Annotated in this window: 16 protein-coding genes; 10 read left to right on the top strand and 6 right to left on the bottom strand. The window is 41.3% G+C overall.

The genetic code is table 11. The features are described 5' to 3' along the window. Window positions 1-70: 70 nt before the first annotated feature. The 3 genes from modA to BV375_RS30930 all read left to right on the top strand — a co-directional run bounded on the left by modA (window position 71) and on the right by BV375_RS30930 (window position 3788). Window positions 71-865 carry a molybdate ABC transporter substrate-binding protein gene (gene modA, locus BV375_RS30940; RefSeq protein ID WP_086767668.1) on the top strand — a complete coding sequence of 265 codons (795 nt, stop codon included), beginning with the start codon at window positions 71-73 and terminating at the stop codon, window positions 863-865. An 822-nt stretch (window positions 866-1687) separates the two neighbouring features. Next, window positions 1688-3013, top strand: coding sequence for a hypothetical protein (locus BV375_RS30935; protein WP_086767666.1), 1326 nt, complete (start codon window positions 1688-1690; stop codon window positions 3011-3013). A gap of 40 nt (window positions 3014-3053) precedes the next feature. Next, window positions 3054-3788 (top strand): hypothetical protein, encoded by a 735-nt coding sequence (locus tag BV375_RS30930; protein WP_143842265.1) that lies wholly within the window; start codon window positions 3054-3056, stop codon window positions 3786-3788. Window positions 3789-3884: 96 nt separating this feature from the next. Here BV375_RS30930 and BV375_RS30925 read toward each other — a convergent pair whose 3' ends face one another. Beyond that, window positions 3885-4130, bottom strand: coding sequence for an HNH endonuclease (locus BV375_RS30925; protein WP_086767662.1), 246 nt, complete (start codon window positions 4128-4130; stop codon window positions 3885-3887). A gap of 53 nt (window positions 4131-4183) precedes the next feature. Then, a complete protein-coding gene (locus tag BV375_RS30920; protein ID WP_086767660.1) occupies window positions 4184-6649 on the bottom strand; it encodes a dynamin-like GTPase family protein in 2466 nt (821 codons plus the stop codon). 131 nt (window positions 6650-6780) lie between these two features. Here BV375_RS30920 and BV375_RS30915 point away from each other — a divergent pair, with 131 nt between their 5' ends. After that, the gene (locus BV375_RS30915; RefSeq protein ID WP_086767658.1) at window positions 6781-7200 is read left to right on the top strand and encodes a PPC domain-containing DNA-binding protein; all 420 of its coding nucleotides are present in this window, start codon (window positions 6781-6783) and stop codon (window positions 7198-7200) included. Window positions 7201-7228: 28 nt separating this feature from the next. Here BV375_RS30915 and BV375_RS30910 read toward each other — a convergent pair whose 3' ends face one another. Continuing rightward, window positions 7229-8182: an RsmB/NOP family class I SAM-dependent RNA methyltransferase gene (locus tag BV375_RS30910; protein WP_086767656.1), complete on the bottom strand. Its 954-nt coding sequence runs from the start codon at window positions 8180-8182 to the stop codon at window positions 7229-7231. 187 nt (window positions 8183-8369) lie between these two features. Here BV375_RS30910 and BV375_RS30905 point away from each other — a divergent pair, with 187 nt between their 5' ends. Together BV375_RS30905 and BV375_RS30900 are read left to right on the top strand one after the other, a co-directional pair. Beyond that, on the top strand, window positions 8370-9806 hold the full coding sequence (locus tag BV375_RS30905) for a DUF2157 domain-containing protein (protein WP_086767654.1): 1437 nt from the start codon (window positions 8370-8372) through the stop codon (window positions 9804-9806). Between the two features lie 143 nt (window positions 9807-9949). After that, on the top strand, window positions 9950-10717 hold the full coding sequence (locus tag BV375_RS30900) for a GDYXXLXY domain-containing protein (protein ID WP_086767652.1): 768 nt from the start codon (window positions 9950-9952) through the stop codon (window positions 10715-10717). On the opposite strand, the gene BV375_RS30895 is transcribed toward BV375_RS30900, so the two are convergent. Further along, window positions 10714-10953: a hypothetical protein gene (locus BV375_RS30895; protein ID WP_086767650.1), complete on the bottom strand. Its 240-nt coding sequence runs from the start codon at window positions 10951-10953 to the stop codon at window positions 10714-10716. The genes BV375_RS30900 and BV375_RS30895 overlap by 4 nt on opposite strands. A gap of 430 nt (window positions 10954-11383) precedes the next feature. Further along, a complete protein-coding gene (locus tag BV375_RS30890; protein ID WP_086767730.1) occupies window positions 11384-12862 on the bottom strand; it encodes a site-2 protease family protein in 1479 nt (492 codons plus the stop codon). Window positions 12863-13055: 193 nt separating this feature from the next. On the opposite strand from BV375_RS30890, the gene BV375_RS30885 reads away from it, so the two are divergent. After that, window positions 13056-13790: an MBL fold metallo-hydrolase gene (locus BV375_RS30885; protein WP_086767648.1), complete on the top strand. Its 735-nt coding sequence runs from the start codon at window positions 13056-13058 to the stop codon at window positions 13788-13790. A gap of 89 nt (window positions 13791-13879) precedes the next feature. On the opposite strand, the gene ctpA is transcribed toward BV375_RS30885, so the two are convergent. Then, window positions 13880-15136, bottom strand: coding sequence for a carboxyl-terminal processing protease CtpA (gene ctpA / locus BV375_RS30880; protein WP_086767646.1), 1257 nt, complete (start codon window positions 15134-15136; stop codon window positions 13880-13882). A 366-nt stretch (window positions 15137-15502) separates the two neighbouring features. On the opposite strand from ctpA, the gene petB reads away from it, so the two are divergent. The 3 genes from petB (at window position 15503) to BV375_RS30865 (ending at window position 17583) form a co-directional block, all read left to right on the top strand. Beyond that, on the top strand, window positions 15503-16150 hold the full coding sequence (gene petB / locus BV375_RS30875) for a cytochrome b6 (protein WP_086684453.1): 648 nt from the start codon (window positions 15503-15505) through the stop codon (window positions 16148-16150). Window positions 16151-16364: 214 nt separating this feature from the next. Next, complete coding sequence (petD, locus tag BV375_RS30870) at window positions 16365-16847, top strand: cytochrome b6-f complex subunit IV (protein ID WP_086767644.1); 483 nt, start codon at window positions 16365-16367, stop codon at window positions 16845-16847. 292 nt (window positions 16848-17139) lie between these two features. After that, window positions 17140-17583, top strand: coding sequence for an anti-sigma regulatory factor (locus BV375_RS30865; RefSeq protein WP_086767642.1), 444 nt, complete (start codon window positions 17140-17142; stop codon window positions 17581-17583). Window positions 17584-18020 lie beyond the last annotated feature (437 nt).

The raw sequence follows: 18020 nt of genomic DNA, 5'->3' as shown, positions 1-18020 counted from the left end.
TTTTGCAGCGATCCTGGTAGGATTTTACCAACCATTAACTTTTGAAAAAAACCGCGATCGCACTTTGACTATGAACAGAAGACGAATTCTAGCCTTGATTGGTACAGCAATTGCTAGCTTGGTATTGGCAATTAGCTTGCCGGCGTTTGCACCCTCGCCTGTAGTAGCCCAGTCTAATACCAACCTTCTAGTGTCTGCTGCTGCTAGCTTGAAAGATGCATTGGCAGAAATTAAGCTTCTGTACCAACAAAGTCAACCAAACGTCAATATTAGTTATAATTTTGGGGCTTCTGGTGCTTTACAGCAACAAATTGAGCAAGGTGCACCCGCAGATATATTTGTTTCTGCTGGCAAAAAGCAGGTTGATGCTTTAGAAGCGAAAGGACTTTTGCTTACAGGTACCCGTACTATTCTGGCCAAGAACCGCCTGGTCTTGGTTGTACCTAAGAATAGTGTAGGTGTAACTAGTTTCTACAATCTCAAAGACCCCAAAATTAAAAAAATTGCGATCGGCGAACCTAGGAGTGTACCCGCAGGACAGTATGGCGAACAAGTGCTTGAGAAGTTGAAAATTTTGCCACAAGTCAAGTCGAAATTAGTCTACGCTAACAATGTACGTCAAGTTTTAGCTGCTGTAGAAAGTGGCAATGCCGATGCAGGACTAGTTTACATTACTGATGCCAAAATCTCTGACAAAGTAAAAGTCGTGGTTGCGGCTGATGAAAAATACCATTCTGCGATCGTTTATCCGCTAGCAGTGCTCAAAGGTAGTAAAAACGCTGGTGCTGCCAAAGAGTTTGCTCAGTATTTAACTAGTACTCAAGCCAAGGCTGTACTTCAAAAATTTGGCTTTATTCTGCCCTAATCAAGCAATTCTTCTGGAAGTAACTGCTACCATCTGAAACACAAGACATTTGCTCGGTTTTTAGTCAGCGCATTTGGGACTTAAGTCCCTTAAATCCCGACTACACAGCATTTAACCCGCAAAATTAATGCGATAGATCAGTAGGTTACTAAAAATTAAAATTTTTTTGTGACAGGCGCGAATAACATTGCGCCTATATAATGCTGTTTGTCTATTTTTACCAAACTCTAAAAAAAGTCGTCTTGCGGCCGTCTACAGAAACATTTTAGCGAATGACCAGGGCAAAAGCCAAAGCCCCACACTTGATGAACTCTTGATATACGCCACTATTTACCACGTATGCGTAGGTATTTCAGCTATTTTGAATATCATTTGGCGTTATAGAATTTTGCGATTATAACTGAATAGTGAATTTACGCTGTCCATAAGCTGCGTTCATGAATAGGGACAGATCATCTACTCAAAGCTACGGGTTGGTCAAACTCTTCACCCGTTAGAAAGTTACATTCAACCTGAGCGTGTCACAAAGTACTCCAGTACGAACTACTTGTTTACTTACATGAAAACGCTAGTTTTTATTAAGAATAGTACGATGAAACATGGACAGTAGTGAATATTTCATAACATTAATTTTCTAAGTAGCAAAGGCTAGCGATCATCAATGTTAAATCTCAGAAACTCATCTATAGGGAGGAGTGAGCAGTTTCCGTGTATCCACACATCAAACTATTAGTTCGTTTACCTTGTATTTATAAATACTTTGATATAGGATGAATCAACCCTAGTGTAACGTTATATTTTGTTAAGTGTGAGGAATTTACTGTGATAAAAGGAAATCAATTAAGTATATTAGTACTCCAAAGAGTACAGTATATTTTCTTCAATTTAGCAAGAACCCTAGTAACTGGTCTGTTGCTGACTACGGCTATTTCTACACATTCTGCATCTGCTGAAGATAGATTAGTAGCTGACAATCTGAGCAGTAAAGTAAGTTTTGCTGAAATCCCACAAAAGGATTCGCTGGCTTCTGAAATAGTGACAGCACAAGATTTAAGCTGGGGAAAGATAGCTATAGAAGATGATCAGCCCAACCTGGAATTCAGTTCTTTGCAAATACCACAAGAGAATTTTGCTCCTATTGCAAAAGTAGCAAACCAAAATGCAGACTTAGGACAAGCAGTTGTCATTTCTCAAACGGCTGAAACCACTGTCACACAACCAAAATTAGTCACTCAGGCAGATTCTTCTGGCGTTGGCGTGGTAGGAGACACCTTAAATGTGGCAAATCAAGGTGTAAGTTTAGAGCCAGAAATTATCACTTCCCGAAAAGCCGAAAACTCTCTTAAGCAACCAAAATTAGTTGCTCAGGCAGATTCTTCTGGCGTGGTAGGAGACACCTTAGGAGAAACTAATAGATTACGCCAACAGCTTTTAATTGAACCTATCGCCACGCTACAGGAACCTCTAACAGTTGCACCAGGTTCTAGTGCAGGTACTCCCACAGGATATGGTGCGAGTTGGCGTCAAGCCTTTGTTGGTGGTGGAGTCTATTTTCCGCTGGATAAAGGTGACCTTGATGGTTCGCTAATTTTCGGTTTTGGTGTTGGTGATGCTGTTAAATCTGTAGGTTTAGAATTTGACTTCAACATTATTAGTACTGGGGGACAAAGCATAGGTGGTGACTTTGGCGACAGTGGCGCTGTTGGGCTGAAACTACACAAGTACTTTGCTGATGGTACAGCCGTAGCAGTTGGTTGGTTCAACCCGATTAAATGGGGAGATGCTGGCAAAGATAAAGAAACAATTTACGGAGTAGTTAGTAAGGCATTTGACCTACAACCAAACAATCAAGGTAATAAGTTACCTCTAACTTTATCGGTGGGTATTGGGAGTGGCGATTTCAGTTCTTTAGGCGCACTCAGAAGAGGGGATAATTCTGTAAATGTTTTCGGTAGTGTAGGTTTACGAGTTGCACCTCAAGTATCTCTAGTAAGTAGCTGGACCGGGAATGCTTTGAATATGGGTGCATCCTTTGCCCCTTTGAGAAAGACACCTATAGTGGTCAACACTATTTTTACAGATGTGACTAGCAATTTTGCGAATGGTCTTGGCTTTGCTTTAAATGTGGGATATATTTTCGAGTTCTAAGTTCTGCATTTTCTCACTAATTAAATTGGAGATAAAAGCCATGAAAAAGTCAAAATTTTCTCTAAGTCTTGGTCTGGTATTCATGTTATTAAGTTCTCTAGTAGTTTTACCTATTAGAGCAAATGCAGGTCAATTTGTTAATCAAGGAAGTAGCGTTGATTCATCCAGTTCATCTGGAGGTAGTTTCGTTCCTCGAAATAATAGATCGCCTAATGGTCCAATTAACCAACTTATTGCCCCACAAGAAGTTCAGGAACATCTTAATAACATTGCGAGAAAGCTAAATACTAACGCTGCATCCCCCAATACCCCAACTGGCCTTCTTGCCATACTCCTAATTAGGGGTACAGATGCCTGTGCAGCAGGAGTTCAGTTACAAACCGCTTTTGAAAATTTAGGTGCTTCTTCAACATCAGTAAAAGCACTCATTAATGCGCTATCTATTCTCTATGTCTCGCCTTCATCAACTACACCATGCCTTTCTGTCGGTAGTTTAAGCCCAATGCAGTCAGTAGCAACTAATAAAGAATTAATAAAAGGTACTGCTATTGCTCAGAACAGCGAAACACCAAAAGAGCAGAACAACAGTGAAACACCATATGTGAATATAGTTCAGCTGAATGCTGCTATCAATGCTTACAACAAAATTGTGCTAGAAAGCAGTCCAGAAACTCTCCAGAAACTCTCAAAAGATCCACAATTTTTGGAAACGGGTAAATTTCTCAAGGAATTAAGGGCTGCAATCAAGGCTTGGGACGAATCTAAACACCAATAGATAGAGCCAGTTAGCAGTTATAAATTACCTAATAGAATAGGTAAATCATACTAGTTTTACCATGTCTTCCTGTATAAGACATGGTTTTTTTATCTATTAAACATCAAAATGGCATCGGAAACGGGGGTCAATATGGTTTGTTTTTTGCTGATTGCAGCTAGCGCAGAGAGTTTGGAGATTGCTGAGGTCATTCCGTCCACTAAGGGATAGGGGAATAATATGGTCAATAGTGAGGTCAGTTTCTAATGTCGTTTTACCGCAGCTTTGGCATTGGTATTTGTCGCGTTGGAAAACATATGTTCTTACTTCTGAAGGGATACGAATGCGGGGAGTTTTATTCATCAATTTTGACAAATTTTTGAGCTTTTATTTCAATTAAATAAGCTAAGTTACAATTAAATCTCAGCAACAACATCTATTAATCCATCAGAAACAAGAAACCCATTACTAGTAAGCCTGCTATCAACAATTTCTAGCTCCCCGCCATAATTATTAATTAACGGCAATAAACTTTCATTTAAGTGCATCGATTGCAAATAAGTATTGATACTAGAAATTGCTAAATTGTAAGCTGCTATTTTTTGTGTAACTAGGCTCAGTAAACGTTGATTATTCAGAATTTTTTCCTCAGCTTCTTGTTCCAGCGTTGTTTCTAAATAGTTACGTGCATGAGGATACTGTTGCAATATATTTTCTGCTTGCTTGTCTGCGATTTCTAACAACTTATTTTTGAATATTTGATTGATAGTTTGGCGGAAAGACTTGCGAATAGTTTGAGAGACTTTTGGTTCAAAGTCTAATTTCAATAACTGCCTAATTGCTGGTTCTGCTTCTAGCATACTTTCGCAATCGTAACCTTGAGAAGTTTGCTGCAATGTTTGACGAAACTGATATATAGAAAAAGTGCCTTCATCGTAAAATCTAGGGCTTTCTCTGACAAAGCGATCGCACTCTACACTAGCTGCACTGACTAATGCTTGAGAAACCTGCTTTTCAACAATCTTAATCTCTTGTTCAATACCACCATCGTGGCCTAACAGACGATATAATTGGCGATAATAGTCTGATTTACGAATCTTTTCCATTAGCTGCTGAAAAAGATTTGCGACTAATTCTTGGGAAGACAAGATCAAAATATCTTCTAACTGATTAGCTAGATAATAAAATGCCTCCACTAAAATAGCGATTAAAGGTGCAGTAGCATTGCGAGGATGACTCAGTGTTGCACGCCGATACGCCTCAGCCACAGAAAAGGTATCTAGTAATTCATCCAAACGGCGAATCATTCGCGATTGTAGTTGCCGAAAATCCGTCTCAAAATTATTACAAGTGTTATTAATGACTTGGTTTACTTCTTCTGTAATATGCTGGGTAAAGTCTTTAGCAACTTGCTGTAATTGCTGATTGAGGCGTTGCAATTCATGCAATTTCATTGTTTCAATTTCTCGCGGTTGACTATCTAGATCCCGATATACCGCTTCATAATGTTTTTTCAATTTAATACAAATATCTTGCAAATCCTCAGCCAGACTATGGAAAAGTTGGGGGCGTTTCTCTTCGGTAAGATAGCGAGTAATAGCAGTTCTAAACTCTTCAATTCCGCTATCTTGAATTAGCTGGTTAATTAGTGGCATACCCTGTTCAGATAAGATTCTGACAAAGTTTTCATTGGGAGTTTCAAAGCTATTGACAGAAACACGAAACTTACTACCTGACAATTTACCCGAGTTAGCACAATAGCGATTAAACTCATTCACAAATTGTGGCGTTTCTTCTCTACCATCTAAAGCTTTGACACTTGCAGCAAAGATAGAATCTAAGCCAAATCTATCTTTCTCACTTGTCTGTTTAATTTGACTCCCATAAAATCCCAATAAACCACTGGTTTTATAAACCCTTTTCGTATCCCGAAACTGCCCGTTAATTAAATCCTCTAATCGCTGCCTTAGCTGGGCATTATACCAAGTTTCATCGATGCGGTTAAAGACATAGAAAACGCGATCGCGGATTCCGCCATTTCCCCGCGTCGTTTCCAAGAGTTCCGTTTCTTCTTTTGTCATGTCGCCGGCTGAAGCAGGTTTCAGCACACATACTACCGCTGAAGTATCAGGGTGTTGAATTTTTTGATAAGTCAGTAGTGCATCCTTCTCTACTGGCGCATCAATTCCTGGCGTATCAATGATGACATTGCCATCTTGTAATAGAGAATGGTTGCAGTAATATTCAATTCGTTTTAAAACAGCGCTGTTACTACCACGACGCGCATAACTAGCAGCTTCCTTGAGATTGGTAAAGTTAAATTGTGCCATCGAATAAGTGGCATTATTAACAGTGTGGATGTGTTGATGATTTACTACATAACCCTCAAGCAATAACATTAACGCCTTTGCTTGTTTTGCACGTTCCGATTTACTCTCACCACCCTCTTGCTGAAGAATAGCTTCACAACCTTGATTGAGTAAGTTGATTACATCAGTTTGATTAATATTCGCAACTGTCTTAAATCCTAGCTGTTTACATAAAGAAATTGCTTGATCTCGAATTTCTGCTTCACTTAAAAAAGTTAAAACAACACGTTCTTGATCTACTTCTGCATATTCGATTTTGCACTCTGTACCTGTAGCGTGTCCCTCTGCACTGTATAGTAGTTCTCTTTCTAAGAGAGCATTAATGAGCATTGATTTACCCGCACTAAATGCACCTGCAAAGACAATTTCAAATCTAGGAGAAATCGCTTTATTTAAAGAAGTTTGCACAGGTGTAATGTCATAAGAGCGTAATCTAGGTTCTTGGTCTAAAAGATGTAATATATACTCAACTTGTTCTTTTAAATTTTGAGAATGAAGCGACAAGTCTGACATATTTAGTATCCTGAGCATATTTTATGTATATGCTATGAAATTTTGTATCTAAAATAAATCAGTGTAATTACTGATAAACTTGCCTAAACCTTGATTATTAGAGCAATATACAAACTACTGCTAAAAAATTTATGAAAATATTTGCAATCAGACTTAAACCCAATGAAGATTTAAGAGAAAGCCTCAAAAAGTTTGCCATTCAGCAACATATCCAAGCAGGGTTTATATTAAGTGCAATCGGTAGTCTGAAAAAAGCAAAAATTCGATTTGCTAATCAAGAAAATAGTACAGTCTTTAGTGACAAGTTTGAAATACTTGCTCTTAATGGTACGGTAGCAATAACAGGTGTACATTTGCATATTGCCATTGCTGATAAGCAAGGTAAAACTATTGGAGGACATCTTGATAATGGATGCATTATTTATACAACTGCCGAAATAGTTATTGGTGCAACTGAAGAGTTTAGTTTCAAGAGAACTTTTGATGAGCAGACGGGATATCAAGAATTAGAGATTGAAACGCAAAGGAACGCGGAGGGATGCGAAGAGTAGCGCAGAGAAGATTTAAGAACTTTGTGTTTTAGAAAATTTGTCTAAAACCGAGATTATTATAAATAACTTCATCTACTTCTTTAGTCTCACCCTCTTCTGTATTTTTGAATAGCATCGTGAACGCACCAGCACCTAATCTATCTTGAGGAAAGAGTCGATAACAAGGCATTTCTGTTAAATGTGACTGATAGTCTTGTAAATGACTAACTTGGATTGCCTGAAACTGGGGAAAGCGTTGTAAAAACCATGCGCAAACTTCCTCATTTTCTTCAGGAGAGTAAGTACAAGTCATATAAGCAAGATAGCCTTGAGGTGCAACAATTTGAGCGGAGTTAGCTATAATCCGTTTTTGGCGATTGGCACATTTATTAATATTAGTTGGGTGGAAACATCCTGGTGCTGTTTCATTTTTAGCTAGTAAAGATTGCCCAGTGCAGGGAGCATCTACTAGAACTAAATCACTAGATAAAGGTATAGCTTCGGCAAATATACTAGAATCTCGATTAGCCACAAAAATAGGTTTGATTTGGCAACGTTTTAAATTAGAAATTAGCATTCCCAGACGTTTGCCAATTACTTCATTACTAATAAGTAATTCAGGTTGCAAAGCTTTCCAGGCAAAGATGCTCTTTCCTCCTGGTGCGGCACACATATCAAAAATTAAACGCAGCGATTGTGGGATTGCTAACAAGGTAGTAGCGGCAAATACAGAAGAAAAATCCAGGCAATAAAAATCTCCCTGGTCATGCAGAGGATGTTTACCAGGCTTTTGTCCTAGGTGTAATCTGTCTACAAATTGTGGTTGCCAATTTGTTGGTATTTCTACAGTAAAAGGTGAAATATCTGGCCTTTCTTGACACCAAAGAATACAAGATTGAAAGGGTTGAGGATTAATTAGCGCCTGAATAAATTTTTCTTGAATATCAGGGTTTTCAAACAAACGTCGCGAGAGTTTAAGTAATAGATTTGAAGGTTTTTCCATTGGAAAATCAAACTGTTATGGAAGAACAATGCCATGCCAGGGTTTGGCTGCATACTGAAAAATAATGACCGCCATTCTAATCATCGCAAAGTGCGACCTGCATAAGCTTCCAGCGTTGAACTGGAAGTTGTTGCCTTTAAGGACGCATTCAAGCGCGCTAAACTACACCACTTCACTGGAGAGGGTCATGATATTAGATGATTTTCAGCAAAAAATACGCAAAGAAGCACAACTATGGAGAGACGAAGGCATAATTAGTTCCTCACAGTACCAACAGCTAGCAGACCGTTATCAATTTAACAATATAGAAGCTGCTGCGCGCGATCGCTCTCGAATGACTGCGATCGCAATCGGCGGTATTCTGTTAGTCTTAGGTACGATCATTTTTATCGCCGCTAGCTGGCAGGAATGGTCACGAGATGTCAAGTTTATCTTGATGATGAGTTTGTTTTTCTCCGTTACTATCACTGGTTTTTACACCTGGCGAGAACCTGCACTTCGTAAAGCTGAAGGTAAAAAACCACAACGTAGCAAACGCATATTAGGAGAAGCATTGCTCATATTAGGCGCTTTTATTTTAGGCGCAAATATACTTTTAATGGCTCAAGCCTTCAATATTGCTGGTTCCACTTCGGAACTTTTTCTCGCTTGGGGATTTGGTGTTTTAGTGATGGCTTATAGCCTGTCCTTAAATTCCTTGGGTATTTTGGCTATTGTCCTCATTCAGATTGGCTATTGGAGTGGATTGGGAGACTGGTGGTACACTCCCAACGAATGGACTTGGGCACGGTTAATAGTGCGACATATGCCGTTGGTATCATGGTTGCTGTTTGTACCCTTAGCTTATGTTTGCCGATCGCGCTGGATTTTTGGACTAGCAGTCTTTGCCTTTACGACTTCCTTGCAATTCAACCTCAATCCGTTGCAAGTCCTGACTTATTCCGATATCGCACCGTGGGTAGCATCGTTTGCCTTTGCACTTCCCCCAGCTTTATTGTGGAGTTACGATGACCTACTATTTCCCACAGTTAATTATAGGTTGTTTCAACCCTTGGCGCGTACCTTAGCTTTAGTATGTTTTGGCTTTGCCTTTTATATCTTGTCCTTCCGTTGGCAATGGCAATTTCCAGATTATGGTTATTCTCCACCAACCACTAACAGCAACATCCTTAGAACTCTTCCCATAATTGACTTGGGAATTCTCAGTGGTTTGGCAGTTTTACAATGGTTGTTTCTGCTGCGCCAACGAAACAACGCTCCACGCCGGGAAATGGTTTTCACTCTGGTTTTAGTTGGCACATTTATTGCGATCACAGCTGTAGTACCTTTCTGGCATCAAGGTATTACCAGAATTAGTGAATTGGGAATTTTTGTATTCAATGTCTTGTTAGCAATCTTAGCTTGGGGGCTAATTCAAGAAGGATTAAAGTTAAATGATCGACGTTCCTTCTGGGGCGGTATGCTATTGTTAACTTTACAAGTTCTCAGTCGGGTGTGGGAATACAATACAGACTTGCTGTTCAAGTCCCTTGTGTTTGTGATGTGCGGTTCTGTGCTAATTAGCTCTGGACTATGGTTTGAACGCCGCCTATCTGAAGTGAAAAGTAAAAAAAGTAACTCTTGACTTTTTACTGATGATCTCAATTCAGTTTAATTGCTTATGATCTCTGCGTATTCCTATATTTAGTATTTAGTGTCTCTCTGCGTCAGTCCTAATCCTGGGTTCTCAACCAGACTTTTGTCGCCCCTTCTTTTAGGACTACGCCCATGAAAAGTAACTCCTCTGAATCGAATAAATCGAATAATTCTGAATCAAAAAAATCCAGTACCTCTGAATCAAGTAAATCCAATAAATCCTGGTCCCCCGAAGCCGAATTCTCTGGCAAGCTGACTTTTAGAGACTATCTAATTGCAACTGAACAGAAAGCAAACAAGCCTCTACCGTTTTGGCGGCTACTGGTTCCCTTAGCGCTGCAAACAGGGTTGATCATGGCTGTACCTACTCAAGCTTTGTATACAGATGTTGCAGGTAAGACGGTGATTTTGCAAAGTGCGGCTGTAGATCCTGATGATGTGCGGCAAAACTACGCTCTCAATTTGGACTATAACATATCCCGCATCTCAACTTTGAGAAGGCTGCCAGGCTGGGAGGAGTTACTGCGACAAAATCGCGGTAGAAACAGGCAATTGGCTCAAGGAACCAACTTGTATGTCACTTTGCAAGAGAGAGAATCCTTTGATCGTGGTGTTCCTCGGGCTTGGAGACTGGTGCGGGTAAGTGGTAAACGCCCCTCAAACCTTGCAAACGATCAGGTAGCCTTAAAAGGCGTATATCGGGATGGAATTGTTAACTATGGTGTGGAAAGATATTACATCCCAGAAGAGCAACGGGAGCGAATTAGTAGAGATATCTCCCGTGCTTTAGAAAGCCGAGAGGGACGACGCCAACCAATAGTAGTAAAAGTTAAAGTCGATCCCCAAGGTAACGCAGTACCCATTAGTTTGTGGGTGCGCGATCGCAATTATCGCTTCTAATCATGCTGTCGTAACTGCCAAGCTACACCGCAAGCTGCTCCAGCACCGGCTACCAAGCCGGTACTCATTCCTTGAATTGTTTTTTGAATTGGGTCTTGGGTCAAGCAATCACTTGTGACTGTCTTGGCTTCCAAGCACATATTGCTTTCTGCCCAGCTAGCAGTTCCTCCTAAAATTACACCTGTCAGACTACAGAAAACAACAAGCAGCAAGAGGCGTTTGGTTTTTTTTTCCATATCAGGATGCGTTAAATAATTGCAGTTATTAAATAATCCTCAACTACTTTACACATCCTGGGAGAGATTGTCAGCTGTATCAACTTGTGTTTACAAGAGAGATTGGTGGGAGAAAGCTTCACTAACATAGCCTGAACGATCGATCGCACTCACCAACGGTAGTTGGTAATTTGTTTTTTAGATAGAATTTTAAAGTTGCGCTGTAGCGATCGCCTATACATAGCAGAAAAAACACATTTTACTTAATTCTATTAAATCTTTACTGGATAAGGCTTACAGAAGGGGATATAATTTAGCAGCCACTTGAGTTGTCGTGTGTACATATATTCCCGAAAGTTTACGAAATCAAATTACGGATATTGATAAATCCCGTTGCTGCTCGTAGGCGTTGGGTAATCAGCGGTTGGCATCCTCCGACTGACTAAACTATTTAAATCTGCAATAAGTTAGCGATCGCCTGGGGTAGTGGCAGTATAATTATTACCAACAAAGCCATTGATAATAAACCCAAAATATCGCGTTTATTATCCAGTTCTGTAACATCGTTGAGAGCAGGTTCATCGATCAACGGTATGAGCATTAAGATGATCGCCCAAACGAAATATTCTACCTGGATAAAAGAAAGTAATAGCAGCAACAAGCGAGCCATTTGACCAATTGCGATCGCGGTTCTCTGTCCAAAGATGGCGTGGACAATATGACCCCCGTCTAGTTGTCCCACAGGCATCAAATTTAATGCAGTCACAATTAGTCCCAAAAAACCTGCTACTGCAATTGGATGTAAGTCAATAGCTGATTTGGCGGTTAACAAACTCCCCAGTGCTAATTTCGAGAGTAGCGCTAGTAAGATTGAATATTTGGGATTGAGAGCATCAGGGTTTAAGGGGCCGGTGGTTGCAGTCAGAGGAACCACATGAGAATGAGCTAAACCCCAGATTAATAAAGGTAAGGTGATAATAAAGCCTGCAATTGGTCCAGCGATACTAACGTCAAATAAAGCTTTGCGGTTAGGAATCGGACTACGCATTTGAATAAATGCCCCAAATGTTCCTAAGAAAAAAGGCACGGGGATGAAATAGGGCAGTGTGGCGCGAATTTTGTAGTATTTAGCTGTCAAATAGTGACCAAGTTCGTGGATGCCCAAAATAGTCATGAGTCCTAAAGCATAGGGCAATCCCTGGAGTAAAACACTGGGTTGAGATTGTAGTGATTTGAGGTCGACACCAGCAATTTTGGTTCCCACTATGGTAGTAGTTACTAACGTAGCGACTAAAAGCAAGAGTGCTAATCCTGGGCGTGTTAACTGTTCGTTGTTGCTGGAATTGATCTGTTTGGCAGCTTGAGGATTAGGAACAAGTACAAAGAAAGGTTTGCTGTTGACACCTTCTTGAAATATCAGCAAAAAGCGATCGCCAAATTGTGCTTCGATATTAGACTTAATTTGCTGGTAGGCCTGGCTTGGTGTAGTTCGTAACTGACCCCTACAGATCACGGCTTGGGGTCGATACTCAATGTTTTGAATATAGTATGTAGACCAGGGAAAACAATTTCGCAGCTGGGTTTCTTCCGTTGGCTCAATGGGACGCACTTTTACTGGTTCTGCGGTAGGATGAATAACCGATTGTGATTCAATGGCTTGGGGTTCAGTCTGTTTATCTGTAGGTGTTCGCCGTCCCCATTGAAATAACAGCCAGTATAACAGAATGCAAATGATTGACGACCAGAGGATCAGTGATGGTGGCGGCGGTTGTTTTGCCCCATACAGTAGCGTCCATCCGCTCAACAAGAATGCTGGTGTCATCAAAACCAGCCACAACAACCAAACAGGTGTCTGGGTGCTGTGAGCGACGACACGCTGCACCATTAGATAAGTAGCTAGTCCCAGTAGGAGGAGAAACCAAAATGTCATGTGCTCTTCGGTAATTTGAAAAAATGTCCTACCCGTAGCGTTAGCACCACAGCTTTCACTACCAGCCAGACTATAAAACCCCAATTTTTCCCCAACGGTTAACAGCAGTTTTTAATTTTCAAGCTTCCAGCCTTCAGAAGTTTGAACTCTGTAACCAAATTGTTTACAACTCCTCAGTTTCGGTGTTTTTCTCATGTGCCCCTTACCCCAACAACCAAGTCATACAGCTAAGCCACCACGGGTTGTGCTCTCTTACGAAGTTCCGTTCGGAGGAAGCCTCAGCTCGGACTTCGCGCTGAATAGCATTTTTGCTTTTCCACCCAATCGGGACACATTAGGGGGAACCTCTTATTTTATTGTAAGAAATGAAGGCAATATCCTGATAGACTGCCCGGCTCTAGAGCAGACTAATCTCGATTTTTTGCGATCGCATGGCGGCGTACGCTGGCTATTTCTAACTCATCGCGGTGCCATTGGCAAGACAGCAGAACTTCAGCAACCCTTGGACTGCGAGGTTGTAATTCAAGAGCAAGAAGCTTATTTATTACCAGGATTAACTGTAACTACATTTGCTGTTGAACTCACTTTAGATTCAGCGACACAAATAATTTGGACACCAGGTCATTCTCCTGGCTCGTCTTGCTTATACTACAGTCACCTTGGAGGAGTGCTGTTTTCAGGACGCCATTTAGTTCCCAACCAACAGGGTGAACCAGTTCCATTACGAACAGCCAAAACCTTTCACTGGCCGCGACAAATTAAGAATCTCCAGTACCTTTTAGAACGTTTTACACCAGAAACTCTTCAGTACATTTGTCCTGGTGCGAACACGGGTTTTCTGAGAGGCAAAGGTGCGATCGCTCAAGCTTACCAGCATCTCGCCTCTCTAGATTTACAAGCTTTGCGTCAAATGCAAGTGCTTTTATGAAGAATGAGGAAGGCAAGGAGGACATAGGGATGCAAAGACGCAAAGACAAGGAGAATAATTTATTAATCAATGCCCCTATGCCCCATGCCCTATGCCCCGTGCCCCAATCCCGCTACTACTGAGTTTTTCGTCAACAGTTCCACAGCTGCTTGGTATTGTTGATCTGCTTCTGTAGCAATCTGTTCGCGGGTAATTCCTTCTTGAGAAATCACTTTGTCTGGTTTGATACCTAGTTTGTTAATATCTCGATGTTGAGGTGTTTCATACTTAGCAATTGTCACTGCCAAACCCGAACCATCTGATAATTCAAACAAAGACTGAATTAAGCCTTTACCAAAGGTGGTTTCGCCTACTAGCTGGGCACGACCATTATCTTGTAATGCTCCAGCGAGAATCTCACTAGCACTAGCAGTTCCTTGATTTACTAAAATAACTAATGGATCTGGCGTCAATGCTGGGCCAAATGCCTCAAAAGTGCCTTGAATTCCCTGGCGATTGACAGTGTAAACTATCGTGCCCGAGTCTAACCACAACCGGGCAATTTCAATTCCGGCTTGCAATAGCCCACCAGGATTATTGCGCAAATCTAGAATGTAGGCATCAGCACCTTTTTTTTCTAAACTAGTAATAGCATGTGCCAGTTCCATTGAGGCATTGGCATTAAACTGATTCAGGCGCAGATAACCGATGGGTGTACCTTGTGGGGTGACGCGTAGTTCAGCGATTACAGGGTTCAAAGCGATGCGATCGCGCATCACCCTCAGTTCCTTTTCTTCCCCGCCATCTCTTTCAATTAACAGCGTCACGAGGCTGCCAATTGGTCCGCGCATTTTAGCCGCAGCTTCGTCTAAGGTGAGATTTTCTGTGGACACACCTTCAATTTTAATTATGCGATCGCGCGGTCTAATTCCGGCTTTATCTGCTGGTGAGCCTGCTATGGGTGCTACTACTTGCAACTTACCATTTTCGGGGTCTAGAGCAATTTGCAAACCTACCCCTGTCAGTTCCCCAGATGTATTTACCTGTAAACTGCGGTACTGTTCCGGGTCTAAAAAGCGGGTAAAAGGGTCATCCAAGCTTTTGAGCATGTTCTGAATTGCTCCATAAGCGGCTTCCTGGTTTTTTATTGGCTTCTCCAGAGCCTTTTGCCGCACCGCCGACCAGTTTTGATGATTAAATGTTTCATCTAGATAAGTTCGATTGACAATTCGCCAAACTTCTGATATCAATTTTTGCTCTTCTGTCAAAGCCGCTGCTGGTGGGATAAGTGTGCCCAGCGCCAAGCAAACTGCCATTAGCAATGAAAATCCTAGCCGAAAAACCTTTTTGTTCATGAACAAGCTCATCTTGAATTCCACCTCAACCCAAATTGCCTAGAACTGCCCAGTTGCTTTGTTTTTGATGAAATCTATCTCTCGACTATGTTACTTTTTTTATAGAAGTGGTGCATTGGTCTTAATCAAGTTGTTAAGTCAGCTGATTGGGTTGCATCCCACTCAACAAACGATAAGATCTACTTTGTGACCACCATTCTTGGTGTTGGTTTCCAGAGAACGCAATACATAACATGTTTACAGAGTGTTAAGTTTATTAAAAGTCTTATCACTCTGAAGCCTTAAAAGCAAACGAACAAACACCCCTTTGCTAAAATCCCAAAATTGCTCATTGGGAGATTGATCAACCGCAACTGATTTTTAGGAACTTGAGATTGTATGGCCAACGTTTACGACTGGTTTGAGGAGCGCTTGGAAATTCAAGCACTCGCTGAAGATGTTACTAGCAAGTACGTTCCTCCCCACGTCAATATCTTCTACTGCCTGGGTGGCATTACCCTGGTTTGCTTTCTTATCCAGTTTGCTACTGGATTTGCCATGACGTTCTACTACAGGCCAACTGTTGCTGAAGCTTACTCCTCAGTGCAGTACATCATGACGGAAGTAAACTTCGGCTGGCTGATTCGCTCCATTCACCGCTGGTCTGCCAGCATGATGGTGCTGATGATGATTTTGCACGTCTTTCGGGTTTACCTCACAGGTGGTTTTAAAAAGCCACGTGAATTGACCTGGGTAAGTGGTGTCATCCTGGCTGTAATCACTGTCTCCTTTGGTGTTACAGGTTACTCACTACCTTGGGACCAGGTAGGCTACTGGGCTGTCAAAATCGTTAGCGGCGTTCCAGAAGCAATTCCTGTGGTTGGTGTTCTGATCTCTGACTTGCTGCGTGGTGGTTCTAGCGTCGGACAAGCGACCCTAACTCGCTACTACAGCGCCCACACATTTGTTCTGCCGTGGTTGATTGCGGTCTTCATGCTGTTCCACTTCTTGATGATTCGCAAGCAAGGCATTTCTGGACCTTTGTAATTTAAGCCGAAACACGAACAGGCAACCGCAGCCAGTTTCAAGATAGAGTTGTTTGTTTTAAACTGATGAACAAGAAGAAAAACAAAAACTTGATATCTAAAGCTGACAAGCTGTAAAAACCCTACTGGCGGATGGCCGCAAGCTAGGGTTGCCTGATAGCTGATGGCTTTCACAAATGCTTTAACTCAACTTAAGCAGGAGAGCATATTTAAAAATGTCAACACAGAAAAAACCCGATCTGAGCGATCCTATTCTCAGAGCCAAACTGGCCAAAGGTATGGGCCATAATTACTATGGCGAACCAGCTTGGCCCAATGACCTACTTTACGTATTTCCAATCGTAATCATGGGATCGTTCGCTTGCATTGTGGCTCTAGCAGTTCTAGATCCAGCAATGAACGGTGAACCAGCCAATCCTTTTGCTACGCCGTTGGAAATTTTACCTGAGTGGTACTTGTACCCTGTATTCCAGATTTTGCGATCGCTTCCTAACAAACTCTTAGGAGTGTTAGCAATGGCTTCAGTACCATTGGGACTGATCCTCGTTCCTTTTATCGAGAACGTCAACAAGTTCCAAAACCCCTTCCGCCGTCCCGTTGCAACCACAGTGTTCCTGTTTGGGACACTCGTAACCCTATGGCTAGGTATTGGTGCTGCCTTACCATTAGACAAATCTTTGACTTTGGGACTTTTCTAAATTAGTCACGAAAAAGCACTTTGACGCCTGTGATTTTCAATCGCATGTACCGAATTTATGATGTATGACGAAGCCACCCTCTTGGTGGCTCACGTGGAAGCCATAGCTCATACTTCTGGTAATATGTGCTTGTGAAAAAAATCAACAGGCGTCAATTTTCATTATCCAGGTTGCATTTTGGATATTTAGTTTTGGATTCACAACCTCTTCCAAAATCTAAAAACCCACCCACACCACAAATACACATATTTGTCAGTTACTCATCACTTACTAAATATTCAAGTCAAGGTCAATGCTTAGCATAGTGCAGCACGACCGTCTGACGGTGAAGAGCGAATTAAAGCTCCTAAACCAGGTGCAACAATGGTTTGAGCAATTTTGTCGGCAAAATTTAGCTCAACTTAACTGGTCAGATACCCAACTTTATCGGCTCAACTTAGCATTAGCAGAAGGCTTTACCAACGCAGTTCGTCATGCTCACTCTGCTCTACCGCCGGACACAACTATAGACATTGAAGTTTGCTTGTGGATTGACAGGTTAGAAATGAGAATTTGGGATTATGGACAACCTTTTAATCCTGATGCGATCGTCGAGCCAGAACCAGGTACTCTCCAAGTAGGAGGATATGGATGGTTTCTGCTCAGACGCTTGACTGATCGTGTTGTCTATGAACGTGGTTCGGATGGTAGAAATTGTTTGCTGATTGTTAAATATGCTGTAGAGGAAAAGCATTAGGGGAAGAATATTTCAACATGGAGGGTATGTGAGAATTCTTCTCCTAGCTTGTTTTTCTACAATGTAATATCATACTAAACCTCGTCCAAGTTGAGGTCTGGAGTTTTTCAAAAGGAAGCAAGGAAAGGGGAAGAGTATAGGATTCGGGAGCACAACCCGCTCAAGAAAAAACTAAAGTTTTCAAAGTTGACGCGGTTTAGTACAAAACTTCGGAAATTTATAGCGAATTAAGGACGGAGATTAAGTCCACAGGGAAGCTTGTCTTAGTTTCCTTAGTTTCTAGCAAGTGTGGTTTATTCAACGCCATCATGTATTAATAATACTAATTATTTCTGATTTGCTTTGCTTTTATAAAGTTACTGATTAGTAATGTAAGAATTACCTCAGAGGGTGACAACCTACCTATAAAGGTTGCTGCATAAGGGATAGGGCATAGA

This window comes from Nostoc sp. 106C, from assembly GCF_002154725.1.
Lineage (GTDB): Bacteria > Cyanobacteriota > Cyanobacteriia > Cyanobacteriales > Nostocaceae > Aulosira.
This window is presented reverse-complemented; position numbering and strand designations above follow the sequence as displayed.